Below are 11481 nucleotides of genomic sequence, written 5' to 3' on the forward strand. Positions count from 1 at the left end.
CCCCGCGCGCCGCGGTTCACCAGCGCGTTCGCGATCCCGGCGGCGACGACCACCGCCGCGGCCACGATCGGCAGCAGCAGGGCGGTCGCGACGCCGATCTCCTGCGCGACGTTCCCCGTGACGGCCGCGCCGACCGCCTGCCCGACGATCACCGCCGACCCCAGCATCGTCATCACCGTCGCCGAACGTCCCGCGGGGCTCAGCGCGGCGCCGAAGCTGTACTGGGTCACGAGCGTGGGGCCGATCCCGATCCCCATGACGGCCAGCGCCAGGACCATTCCGGCCACGTCGGACACGGTGAGCAGGATGAGCGCTCCGCCCAGCAGGATCCCGGCGAAGACGAGCCAGCGAGCCCGCAGGGAGAACCGGGCGGGAAGGAGGACGACGCCGAGGGCCAGCACCGCCGAGCCGATGCCCATCACCCCATAGAGCAGGCCCGCGGCCTCGGGATCTCCCCGCTCGGTCATGAACGCCGTCAGAGAGGTCAGCATCGTGCCGAAGAACAGCCCGACGCCGAAGATGCCGAGGACGACGACGAGCAGACGGGGCCGGAACAGCTCCCGCCCGGAGGACGGCGCCCGCCCGTCCTCCGTCCGTTCCCGCGAGACGTGCGCGGCCGAGGGGTGCAGGGCGAAAGCCCCGACCGAGAGCACCGTGAGCGCGGCGCCGATGGCCAGCGGCGCCCAGGGCGCGATGAAGGAGGCCAGCAGCCCCACGAGGAACGGCCCGATGATGAACACCGTCTCGTCCGCCGCCGACTCGTACGCCATGGTGGACGACACCGATCGCGCTCGGCGCTCCTCGGGGACGCGCTCGCCGATGAGGGTGACCAGACGCGAACGCGACAGCGGCGCCACCTGCGGAGCCGTCGCACCGATGGCGAAGGCGCTGGCGAGAAGAAGGGCCTCGGGGACGCCGAGGTACACCGCGGACACGAACAGCCCCAGCGCCGTCGGATTCGCCACCGCGAGGACGAGCAGCACCCGCCGCTGCCCGAACCGGTCGGCCGCCGCGCCGAGCAACGGGCCGAAGCAGGCGGTCCCGATCCCGACCGCCGCCGAGGTCAGTCCGCCCAGGGACAGCGAACCGCGTCCCGCCACCGCGAGGGTGAGGACGCCGACGACCATCATGGCGAAGGGCATCCTGGCCAGGAAGGCGATGACGAAATATGGCAGGCCCGCGAGCCCGAAGACGCTCGGGGGTCGGGAGTCCGCGGCGAGCGAGGGAGAGTCTGTCTGCGTGATCATGGCGTCCGTCCGGGTGCAGGGCGGACGGCGAGGACACGTCCACGACGTGGCCCTGACCGATTCGGCCCTGGATCGAGGTGGCAGAGTGCCGCCGCATCCGTCGGGAAGCCGACGGCCGGTGGATGCACAGCTGGGTCGCGAGGGACGCGACCCGACCATTCTAGCGTTCCCGACACACGCGCTCCCGGGCGGTGTGCGGTGCCCTAGGGTGAGGGGATCATTCTCCCCGTGACGAAGGCCGGACGATGACGAGTGCCCCTCCCTCCCCCTCCACAGCATCCCTGCCCCCGCGCTCGACGCGCGTCGGGGGCGCGAAGACCTCCCCCGTCCGCGACCTCCTCGCGCTGACCGCGCGCCCCGAGGTCATCTCGTTCGCCGGCGGCCTGCCCGCCCCCGAGCTGTTCGACCTCGACGGGATCCGCGCCGCGTACGACGAGGTGCTGCGCACACCCGACGTGCTGCAGTACTCCCTGTCGGAGGGGGATCCGCGACTGCGGGAGCTGGTCGCCGAGGGATACCGGGCGGACGGGCTGGAGACGAGTCCCGCGGACCTCCTCGTGACGACCGGGTCGCAGCAGGCCCTGGGGCTGCTCTCCACCGCCCTGCTGGACCCCGGCGACGTCGTCCTCGTCGAGGAGCCCTGCTATCTCGCAGCCCTGCAGACCTTCTCGCTCGCCGGGGCCCGGATCGTCAGCGTCCCCTACACCGGCGAGGAGCTGGACCTGGAGGCCCTGGACCGGCTCGCCGCCGCCCACGCGCCGCGGTTCTTCTACACCGTTCCCACGTTCCAGAACCCGACCGGCCGCACGCACGACGAGAGCGCCCGCGCCCGGATCGCCGAGATCGCGCAGCGCCACGGGTTCCGCATCGTCGAGGACGAGCCGTACCGACAGCTCCGCTACTCCGGCTCTCCCCTGCCGTCCCTGGCGGCGTACGCCCCCGAGCACGTCATCAGCCTCGGGAGCTTCTCGAAGGTGATCGCCCCGGGGCTGCGCATCGGCTGGCTGCGTGCGACTGCCGACGTGCGACCGTCCGTGACGATCGCGAAACAGGCCGCGGACCTGCACACCTCCACCATCGACCAGGCGGCGGCTGCGCACTACCTCGATTCCGGGCGCGCCGCCCCGGCCCTCGAGCGGATCCGCGCCGCCTACGCCGAACGCCGGGACGCGATGCGCGCGGCGCTGCCCGAGGCGCTTCCGCCCGGGAGCACCGCGAACAGTCCGGACGGCGGCATGTTCCTCTGGGTCCGGCTGCCGGAGGGCCGCGATGCGACCGCCGCCCTGCGGACCGCGCTCTCCCACGACGTCGCGTTCGTCCCCGGCGCTCCCTTCTTCGCCGGCCCGCCGGACGAGCGTGCGCTGCGGCTGTCGTTCACGACCTACTCCCCGGAGAAGATCCGCGAGGGCGTCCGCCGCCTCGGCAAGGCGCTCGCCGACGGGTAGCGTGGAGGGATGCGAAACTACCTCTTCGGCAGCGGACTGTTCGCGGCGGTGACGAGCGGCATCGCCCTGCTGCGGGGCTCCCGGGACACGCCGGTCACCTGGCGGGCCCTGCTCGCATGGCTCGCCTGGGGGATCTCGCTGGCGCTCGCCATCGGCGCCGTCGTCGACATGCGCCGCGACGCGCGCGGGATCCCGGTGCCCGACGACTCCCCGGTCGCCGCCACCCAGCGCAAGCGTGCGGAGAAGGCGGAGAAGATCGCCGCCAAGCAGGAGAAGAAGGCCGCCAAGCGCTGATCCCTCGGCGGGTCAGCGGGTGAGGATCAACGCCTCGCCCTGGCCGCCGCCTCCGCACAGCGCCGCCACGGCCGTCCCGGAGCCCCGGCGTGCGAGCTCGTGCGCCAGGTGGACGGCGAGTCGCGCGCCGCTCGCCCCGATCGGGTGCCCGATCGCGATGCCGCCGCCGTGGACGTTGACGACGTCATCGGACAGGCCGAGCTCGCTCTGGGAGCGCGCGACCACCGCGCCGAACGCCTCGTTGATCTCGACGAGGTCCAGGTCCTCCACCGTGATCCCCTGCTTCTCCAGCGCCTTCTCTATCGCGCGTGCCGGCTGCGCGTGCAACGAGTTGTCCGGGCCCGCCGTCTGCCCGCTCGCTCCGACCGTCGCCAGCACGGGCCATCCGTGCTCCGCGGCGTGGGCCCGGGTCGTCACGACGAGGGCCGACGCGCCGTCCGAGATCTGCGAGGAGTTGCCGGCGGTGATCGATCCCCCCTCGGCGAACGCCGGACGGAGGCCGCCGAGGGTCTCCGTCGTGGTCTCCGGACGGATGCCCTCGTCACGGGTGAGCACGAGCGGGTCCCCCTTGCGCTGCGGGACGGTGACCGGGACGATCTCGGCGTCGAAGACCCCCGCCTCGGTCGCCGCGGCGGCGCGCTGGTGCGACCGTGCCGCCACGGCGTCCTGCGCCTCCCGCGTCACCTCGAAGCGGGCGTTGTGCCGTTCCGTCGACGATCCCATGCTCTCCCGGTCGTACGCGTCGGTCAGGCCGTCGTACGCCATGTGGTCCAGCACCTCCACGGAGCCGTACGCCCATCCGTCCCGCGACCCCATCAGCAGGTGCGGCGCCCGCGTCATGGACTCCATTCCCGCGGCGACGACGGTGGTCGCGTCTCCGGTGCGGATCATTCGCGCCGCATCGATCACGGCCGTGAGCCCGGAGAGGCACACCTTGTTGACGGAGTGCGACGGCACGTCCCAGCCGATGCCCGCCCCGATCGCGGCCTGGCGCGCGGCGTTCTGTCCCGATCCGGCGGCCAGCACCTGCCCGACGATGACCGCGTCGACGTCCTCCGGCGCCACCCCGCCCTGCGCGAGTGCGCCGCGGATCGCGAACGCACCGAGCTCCGGGGCGGTGAACGGGGCGAGCTGTCCCTTCAGGCGCCCCTGCGGGGTCCGCGCGGCGGCGACGATGACGACGTCGTCCGGTCCTTCTGTACGCGCTGCGGCGTCGTTCATGCGTTCTCCACTCCCTCGGCGATCACGAGCGGCGGCTCGGTCGCATCGATCACATCCTGCACCGAGACCCCGGGAGCCGTCTCCACGAGGACCAGGCCGTCCTCGGTGACGTCGATCACGGCGAGGTCCGTGATGATCCGGTCGACGACGCCCTTGCCGGTCAGCGGCAGCGAGCACTCGTCGACGATCTTGGCCGAACCGTCCCTGGCGACGTGCTCCATGAGCACGATCACCCGACCGGCTCCGTGCACGAGGTCCATCGCGCCGCCCGGCCCCTTCACCATCTTCCCCGGGATCATCCAGTTCGCCAGGTCTCCGGCCGCCGACACCTGCATCGCGCCGAGGATGGCCGCGTCGATCTTTCCCCCGCGGATCATGCCGAAGCTCATCGCCGAGTCGAAGAACGACGTCCCCGGCAGGGTCGTCACGGTCTCCTTCCCCGCGTTGATGAGATCGGGGTCCACCTCCTCCTCCGTCGGGTACGGGCCGACGCCCAGGATGCCGTTCTCCGACTGGAGGACCACCGTCACACCCTCCGGCACGTGGTTCGGCACGAGCGTCGGGAGCCCGATCCCGAGGTTCACGTAGGCGCCGTCCCGGAGCTCCCGGGCGGCGCGAGCGGCCATCTCGTCGCGGCTGAGCGCCATCTCAGGCTCCTTCCTTCGTCGTGTCGCGGACGGTGCGGCGCTCGATGCGCTTCTCGATGCCCGTCCCGACCTCGACGACGCGGTGCACGTAGATCCCGGGCAGGTGCACGGCGTCGGGGTCCAGCTCCCCGGGCTCGACGAGCTCCTCCACCTGTGCGATGCAGATCCGCCCGGCCTGCGCGGCGAGCGGGTTGAAGTTCCGCGCCGCCTTGTTGAAGACGAGATTGCCGTGACGATCGCCGCGCAGCGCGTGGACGAGGGCGTAGTCGGTGACGATGGCCTCCTCGAGCACGTAGTCGTGCTCGATGCCGCCGGGGGCGAAGCGCCGCACCTCCTTGGCGGGCGACGCGACGGCCACTCCCCCGGCGCCGTCGTACCTGCGGGGCAGCCCGCCCTCGGCGACCTGGGTGCCGACGCCGGTCTGCGTGTAGAACGCCGCGATCCCCGCTCCGCCCGCCCGGAGCTTCTCGGCGAGGGTGCCCTGCGGGGTCAGCTCCAGCTCCAGCTCGCCGGAGAGGAACTGCCGCTCGAACTCCTTGTTCTCCCCGACGTAGGACGAGGTCATCTTGCGGATGCGCCCGGCGCGGAGGAGGATCCCCAGGCCCCAGTCGTCGACGCCGGAGTTGTTGCTGACGATGCTGAGGTCGCGGGTCCCGCGGGCGTGCAGCGCCTCGATGAGCGCCATGGGGTTCCCGGAGAGGCCGAAGCCGCCGACCGCCAGCGACGCACCGTCCGGGATGTCCGCGACGGCCTCCGCGGCGGAGGCCCAGGTCTTGTCGATCACGCCGCACTCCTTCGTCGGTATCCCTCCACCGTGCGCGTCGCGACGGGCACCCGACAAGCGGATGATTGCGATGTGGACCCGCGTGTCGATACCGTCCATATCGTGGAACGCAACGACGCATCCCGTCGCACGGTGCCCGGAACCCAGGCGGTCGCCCGCGCGGCGGGCCTGCTGCGCCTCGTCTCGGCCTCCGCAGAGGGGGCCTCCCTGCAGGAGCTCTCCCGCGCCGCCGGACTCAGCCGCCCGACCGCTCACCGGCTGCTCTCCGCCCTCCGCGCGGAGGGGCTCGTCGACCAGGATGCCGAGACGGCGCGCTGGATGCCCGGCCCGGAGCTCTATCTCATGGGAACGGTGGCCGCGGCCCGGTACGACGTGACCGAGCTCGCCCGCGACATCGTCCGGTCGCTGGCGGTGAAGACGGAGGAGAGCGCCTTCCTCTCGGTGCGCCGCGCCGACGAGACGGTGTGCCTCCTGCGCGAGGAGGGGTCGTTCCCGATCCGCTCCTTCGTGCTCAGCGAGGGCGTGCGCTTCCCCCTCGGCGTCGCCAGTGCCGGGCTCGCGATCCTCGCCTTCCTTCCGGACCACGATGTGGATGCCTACCTGGACCGCCACCCGGAGCTGCCCGAGCGGTGGGGCCGAGCGCACGGCGCGGGTCCGCTGCGGGCCCGCCTGGCCGACACCAAGGCGCGCGGATACGCCGTCAATCCCGGACTCATCGTCGAGGGGAGCTGGGGCATGGGCGCCGCGGTGTTCGACCGGGACGGCCGTGCCGAGTGGGCGCTGAGCCTCACCGGCGTGGAGTTCCGCTTCGGCCCGGATCGGCTCCCCTCCCTCGGACGCACCCTCCTCGCACACGCCCACCAGCTCTCGTCGCGCCTCGCCGCCGCCCGGCGTTGACCTCTCATGGGTCCGGACTCCGGCCCCATTTACATACCATTTGATATATACTTACGGTATGAATCGCGCCGAGATCATCCCGTCGATCGTCTTCTCCGCGCACGCGCTCACCCGCATCGCGGCCCACGCGACCGGCAACGAGGCGCCCGCCGCACAGTGGCGCGCGCTGAGCCTACTGGACGCCCAGGGCCCCCTCCGCGTCGGTGAGCTCGCGCGGGCGAGCCGGACGACCCAACCCGGGATCACCCGCCTGATCGGGCAGCTCGAACAGGACGGTCTCGTGACGCGCTCCCCCGATCCGGAGGACTCGCGGGCGACGGTCGTGACGGTCACCGAGGCCGGACGGGACGCGGTCCGCTCCTGGCGCCGCCAGATCCAGGAGGCGCTCGAGCCACGGTTCTCCGACCTCGACGACGACGACTGGGCGGTCCTCGCCCGCGCCGCCGCCCTCCTGCACAGTCGCACCGTCTCGGAAAGGACCCCCCGTTGAGCAGTTCCCCCTCCGCCGCACCGACCTCCATCTGGCGTCAGCCCGCCCAGGTCTGGGCCGTCGCCTTCGCCTGCGTGGTCGCCTTCATGGGCATCGGCCTCGTGGATCCGATCCTCCCCGCGATCGCCGACGCGCTGCAGGCCTCGCCGGTCCAGACCGAGCTGCTCTTCACCAGCTATCTGCTCGTGACCGGTCTCGCGATGCTCGTGACGAGCTGGATCTCCAGCCGGATCGGGGCCAAGTCCACGCTGCTCGTCGGGCTAGGCCTCATCGTGGTGTTCGCGCTGCTGTGCGCCGTCAGCGGGAGCGTCGACGCCGTCATCGGCTTCCGCGCCGGGTGGGGGTTGGGCAACGCGCTGTTCATCTCCACCGCGCTCGCCACGATCGTCGGCGCCGCCAGCGGCGGCAGCAGCGCCGCGATCGTCCTCTACGAGGCCGCCCTCGGCCTCGGGATCGCCGTGGGCCCGCTGCTGGGCGGGCTGCTCGGCGAGCAGAGCTGGCGCGGGCCGTTCTTCGGCGTCGTCGCACTCATGGCGATCGCCTTCATCGCGGTGCTCGTGCTCCTGCGGGGACCGGGCGAGAAGCGCGCCCCCGTCCCGTTCTCGGCGCCGTTCACGGCGCTGCGTCGCCCCGCCCTCGCCGTCCTCGCCGTGGCCGCCCTGTTCTACAACATCGGCTTCTTCGTGCTGCTCGCCTTCTCGCCGTTCCCGCTGGGCTTCGGGGCGATGGGCATCGGACTCACATTCTTCGGTTGGGGCGTCGCCCTGGCGATCACGAGCGTGTGGCTCGCACCGCTGCTCCTGCGCCGCATGCCGCTGACGAGGATCATCCTCGTCGTCCTCCCGCTGCTGGCGGTGGATCTGATCGCGGCGGGGCTGCTGGTCTCGTCCCCCGCCGCTCTTGTGGTCTGCATCGTCGTCGGCGGTCTGCTGCTGGGAGTCATGAACACCGTGCTCACCGAGGCGGTCATGGAGGCGACGGATCTCCCCCGCGCGGTCGCGTCGTCCGCCTACTCCGCCGTGCGGTTCCTCGGCGGCGCCGCGGCCCCTCCGCTGGCCGCGCTGCTGTGGCACGCGTTCTCCGCCACCGTGCCGTACCTCTTCGCGGCCCTCTCGGTGCTCGTCGCCGCCCTCGTCGTGCTCCTCGGGCGCCGAGCGTTGCGCCACATCGACCGCGGATCGCACGACGCCGCCGAGGACGCGGAGGCGATCCTCGTCGGCGACGCGGCCTGAGCCGCCCCACCGGCCCGGCACTGTCCGTGGAGACCTCTACCCTGGAAGCATGCTGATCGGTCTCATCCGCCCCGTCGAAACCCGTACCGCCACCGTGCAGGGCCACGAACTGGACGAGATCCAGGACCTGCTCGCCGCCCAGACCCCCGAGGGCTGGGAACTGGCGTCCGCTCCCGTCACCATGGCGAAGAAGGACACGGTCCTGACCGCCGAGGGGCTCATCGTGCGCCGTGACGGCCTTCAGGAGATCGAGGCGGAGGACCTGGCCGCGCTCGAGGCGAAGGTGCCCGCCGGTCACATGCTGATCTCCGTGCGCGAGGCCTGACGCGGCTCCCGGTCACTCGACCTCGAGGTCCTCCACCTCCAGATCGTCGTCGAGCTGACAGCGGATCGCCGAGCCTGGATACTGCTCCGGCGCGACGTAGAGCAGCGCCATCGCTCCATCGTCGAACACCACCACGCCGTCGAGCGAGATGTCGGCGGCGAGTTCGGCCTCGCGATCCACGGAATCCTCGTCGTCGCCGTAGGCGGCGGCGGTCAGCTCGGCCACCACGTCGTGCTCGCGGGCGTCGAGGACCTCCTCCGTCAGCCGGGCGAGCGCGTGACGGACGGTCTCCTGCATCCGCGCGAGGTCCGGATCGGCCGGCTCGCGCTCGTCGTCGTCCGCCTCGTCGTCGTCGTCGTCGACGTCCAGATCCTCCTCGTCATCGACGGCGAACTCCACGGTCACGTGCCGGTCCCCGGGGAGCACGGCCGTCGCGGTCAGCGCGCCGTCCTCGTCGGCGTCCACGTCTTCGAGATCGATCATTTCGCCTCCTCGCGATGCCATGATCGCACCGCCGCCGCGCTCGCGGAAGTGCCCGCGAGGACGATTCGGACGAGACCGCTCAGCGTGCGAGGAAGCGGGCCTCCACGGTCGCCGCGACGACGATGTCCTCGGCCTGGAACTGCATCCCGGCATCGCCCGCCGGTGCCGCGAAAGCCGCCGCGGCACGCAGCGCTCCGCGCTCCTGCACGACCGGCGTCGGCCGGGACGAGATCATGCCCGTGTCGGCCACCTCGATCGGCTCCACCCGTTCGTAGCCCAGGGCCGTCGCATAGGCGGTCGCCCGAGACACGGCCACGCCGACCGCCTCCGCCGCCACCTCCTGCTCCACCCGTCGCCGGGTCTGCGGCGTCAGCTTCCAGACCGCCGCTCCGATGGTCACGCCTTCCCTGACGGAGACCTCCGTCACCCAGACGGACATCTCGGAGAGATCGGAGAACGTGGCCGTGAACTCCACCGTCGCATGATAGACCGGGGCGAGGCGCTTGCCTTCGCTGTTCCACGGGCGCTCCGCACGGACCCCCATGCGCGTGCTGGACCACTCGGCGATCGCGCCGCTCTCCTCTCGGGCCGCGATCCCGTCGCGGACCGGAGCCGCGAGCGCCAGGGCGCGCTCGACGACGTCCTCGCGGTGCGGGCCCTCGATCGTCACGGAGAGGTGCACGGTGGCCTGCTCGGGGGCGATGCGGACCTCGTGCTCGCCGCGCACGGTGATGGTGAGTTCGTTCATGCGGCGACTCTACGTCAGACGCCGTCATGAGAGGAGCCGAGGATTCCCCGGGCCCGGTTCGCCGTGACAACATACCGGTATGCGACGAACGACAGCGATGACGGGAATCGGCCTGCTCGTCGCGACGGCAGCCGTGGGCACCGCCCTCTCCGCCTCCGCCGCGACCACCACGTCCTGGGCGTCCTGGGACCCGCTGGAGGGCGGGCCCGGCGCGTACACGGGCGCCGTGACGATCGCCGACCAGCCCCCGCTGCGGGCGACGCTCGACTCGAACTCGCGCGGCGGCGTGGGCGTGTTCTCCGGCGGCAGCACGTGGCTCTCCGCGGACACGCCGGTCGGCCAGAAGTACGGCAGCAGCCGAGACCAGCCGTATCTCAACCTCCGCCCCCAGGCGGACGGTCCGACCACCCCTTCGGTCACCACCTATACGTTCGACACCCCGGCTCCCGGCGCCGGATGGGCCTTCGTGCTCGGCGACATCGATGCGGACCAGGTGCAGATCTCGGCCGAGGGACCCGACGGCCAGGCGCTGACCTCGGACGAGCTCGGATACCGCGACTCGTTCAACTACTGCGACCCGGCGCTGTCCGGGAAGCCGTCCTGCACGGGCGACCCCGCGGACGTCCCCGCATGGGACCCGACGACCGCGACCCTGACCGGAAACGCGGACGCGAACGACACGGCCGGAGCCGCGGCCTGGTTCGAGCCGAATGCGCCGATCTCCTCTCTCACCTTCACGTTCACCCAGCGGTCCGGCTTCCCCGTGTACCAGACGTGGTTCGCGGCGTTGAGCCGGGACATCGCCGGCACCGTGTCCGACGCCGACAGCGGCGAGCCGGTCGCCGACGTGACGATCCGTCTGCTCGGCCCGGACGGGGCCGTCATCGGGGAGACCACGACCGGCCCGGACGGCACCTACCTCTTCCCGGAGAACCTCGCCTCCGACGGGTACACGGTCGAGATCGTCCCGCCGCCCGGTCGCGTGGCCGACGTCCCCCGGCGTGCCGTGGACCTCTCGGAGTCCGACGGCGTCGCCGACTTCACCCTGGGGGATCCCGCATCCGTGACGGTGCCGGTCTCGGGCACCGTGACCGACGAGGACGGCAACCCGGTGCCCGGCGCCGTCGTGACGCTCGACGACGGCACCACGGCGACGACCGGCGACGACGGCGCCTATGTCTTCCCGGAGGTCGGACCCGGGGAGCACCGCGTCACGATCACGCCGCCGGACGGCTACACCCCGATCCGCGTGCCCGAGCCCTTCACCGTGCCGGAGCAGGATGCGCGGCCGATTCAGGACGTCGACTTCGTCCTGCAGTCCCCCTCCTCGATCTCCGGCTCCGTCGTGATCGACGGCGACGGGGTCGCCGAGGTCGTCGTCGACGTCGAGGGGCCGGTCGACCCGGATCCGGTCGTGACGGACTCGGAGGGCCGCTTCGAGGTGCCGGGCCTGGTCCCCGGCGACTACCTCGTGACGATCGATCCGCCGGCCGGTTACGTGGTCGACGGTGAGCCCACCCGTGAGGTGACGATCATCGACGGCGACGTCACGGGGATCTCGTTCGACGTCGTCCCCGCGCCGGGACCGACGCCCACCCCGACGCCTTCGCCGGCCCCTTCGCCCACGCCGGGACCGACGACCTCGCCGACTCCCGCCCCGGCGCCCGG

At 72.2% G+C, this 11481-nt stretch carries 13 protein-coding genes; 7 read left to right on the forward strand and 6 right to left on the reverse strand.

The annotated features are described in order from the left end of the window. Positions 1–1247, reverse strand: a 1247-nt coding sequence (locus MR1_RS04805; protein ID WP_067243545.1) for an MFS transporter, incomplete at its 3' end; no start/stop codon positions are given. Positions 1248–1492: 245 nt separating this feature from the next. On the opposite strand from MR1_RS04805, the gene MR1_RS04810 reads away from it, so the two are divergent. Both MR1_RS04810 and MR1_RS04815 read left to right on the forward strand, forming a co-directional pair. Continuing rightward, on the forward strand, positions 1493–2692 hold the full coding sequence (locus MR1_RS04810) for an aminotransferase-like domain-containing protein (protein WP_067243546.1): 1200 nt from the start codon (positions 1493–1495) through the stop codon (positions 2690–2692). A 9-nt stretch (positions 2693–2701) separates the two neighbouring features. Continuing rightward, positions 2702–2986, forward strand: coding sequence for a hypothetical protein (locus tag MR1_RS04815; protein WP_067243547.1), 285 nt, complete (start codon positions 2702–2704; stop codon positions 2984–2986). 12 nt (positions 2987–2998) lie between these two features. Here the strand turns inward: MR1_RS04815 and MR1_RS04820 are convergent, their stop codons facing one another. From MR1_RS04820 to MR1_RS04830, 3 genes are read right to left on the reverse strand one after another with little or no spacing between them, the layout of a single operon-like run. Further along, positions 2999–4207: an acetyl-CoA C-acetyltransferase gene (locus MR1_RS04820; protein WP_067243548.1), complete on the reverse strand. Its 1209-nt coding sequence runs from the start codon at positions 4205–4207 to the stop codon at positions 2999–3001. Next, positions 4204–4854, reverse strand: coding sequence for a CoA transferase subunit B (locus tag MR1_RS04825; RefSeq protein WP_174522510.1), 651 nt, complete (start codon positions 4852–4854; stop codon positions 4204–4206). Before MR1_RS04825 ends, MR1_RS04820 begins: the two co-directional genes overlap by 4 nt. Position 4855: 1 nt before the next feature. Then, entirely contained in the window at positions 4856–5638 is a 783-nt protein-coding gene (locus MR1_RS04830) for a CoA transferase subunit A (protein ID WP_067243549.1), read from the reverse strand. Positions 5639–5740: 102 nt separating this feature from the next. On the opposite strand from MR1_RS04830, the gene MR1_RS04835 reads away from it, so the two are divergent. Genes MR1_RS04835 through MR1_RS04850 form a run of 4 tightly spaced genes read left to right on the forward strand, consistent with a single transcriptional unit; the run spans position 5741 to position 8582 of the window. Beyond that, positions 5741–6535 (forward strand): IclR family transcriptional regulator, encoded by a 795-nt coding sequence (locus MR1_RS04835; RefSeq protein WP_067243557.1) that lies wholly within the window; start codon positions 5741–5743, stop codon positions 6533–6535. Between the two features lie 58 nt (positions 6536–6593). Then, positions 6594–7025: a MarR family winged helix-turn-helix transcriptional regulator gene (locus MR1_RS04840; protein WP_067243550.1), complete on the forward strand. Its 432-nt coding sequence runs from the start codon at positions 6594–6596 to the stop codon at positions 7023–7025. Beyond that, positions 7022–8257, forward strand: coding sequence for an MFS transporter (locus tag MR1_RS04845; protein ID WP_067243551.1), 1236 nt, complete (start codon positions 7022–7024; stop codon positions 8255–8257). Before MR1_RS04840 ends, MR1_RS04845 begins: the two co-directional genes overlap by 4 nt. 49 nt (positions 8258–8306) lie before the next feature. Beyond that, entirely contained in the window at positions 8307–8582 is a 276-nt protein-coding gene (locus MR1_RS04850) for a hypothetical protein (protein WP_067243552.1), read from the forward strand. A gap of 12 nt (positions 8583–8594) precedes the next feature. Here MR1_RS04850 and MR1_RS04855 read toward each other — a convergent pair whose 3' ends face one another. Further along, positions 8595–9065, reverse strand: coding sequence for a hypothetical protein (locus MR1_RS04855; RefSeq protein WP_067243553.1), 471 nt, complete (start codon positions 9063–9065; stop codon positions 8595–8597). Positions 9066–9144: 79 nt separating this feature from the next. Further along, on the reverse strand, positions 9145–9813 hold the full coding sequence (locus MR1_RS04860) for an SIMPL domain-containing protein (protein ID WP_067243554.1): 669 nt from the start codon (positions 9811–9813) through the stop codon (positions 9145–9147). A gap of 79 nt (positions 9814–9892) precedes the next feature. Here MR1_RS04860 and MR1_RS04865 point away from each other — a divergent pair. Continuing rightward, the coding region (locus MR1_RS04865) for an MSCRAMM family protein (RefSeq protein ID WP_157517903.1) at positions 9893–11481 on the forward strand (1589 nt) is incomplete at its 3' end.

The organism is Microbacterium resistens NBRC 103078 (genome assembly GCF_001552355.1).
Classification (GTDB): Bacteria; Actinomycetota; Actinomycetes; order Actinomycetales; family Microbacteriaceae; genus Microbacterium; species Microbacterium resistens.

Bases quoted from the DNA above. Each gene is read 5' to 3' on its own strand.
- MR1_RS04810 (WP_067243546.1), top strand. From the start codon at position 1,493: ATGACGAGTGCCCCTCCCTCCCCCTCCACAGCATCCCTGCCCCCGCGC.
- MR1_RS04815 (WP_067243547.1), top strand. From the start codon at position 2,702: ATGCGAAACTACCTCTTCGGCAGCGGACTGTTCGCGGCGGTGACGAGC.
- MR1_RS04820 (WP_067243548.1), bottom strand. From the start codon at position 4,207: ATGAACGACGCCGCAGCGCGTACAGAAGGACCGGACGACGTCGTCATC.
- MR1_RS04825 (WP_174522510.1), bottom strand. From the start codon at position 4,854: ATGGCGCTCAGCCGCGACGAGATGGCCGCTCGCGCCGCCCGGGAGCTC.
- MR1_RS04840 (WP_067243550.1), top strand. From the start codon at position 6,594: ATGAATCGCGCCGAGATCATCCCGTCGATCGTCTTCTCCGCGCACGCG.
- MR1_RS04850 (WP_067243552.1), top strand. From the start codon at position 8,307: ATGCTGATCGGTCTCATCCGCCCCGTCGAAACCCGTACCGCCACCGTG.
- MR1_RS04855 (WP_067243553.1), bottom strand. From the start codon at position 9,065: ATGATCGATCTCGAAGACGTGGACGCCGACGAGGACGGCGCGCTGACC.
- MR1_RS04860 (WP_067243554.1), bottom strand. From the start codon at position 9,813: ATGAACGAACTCACCATCACCGTGCGCGGCGAGCACGAGGTCCGCATC.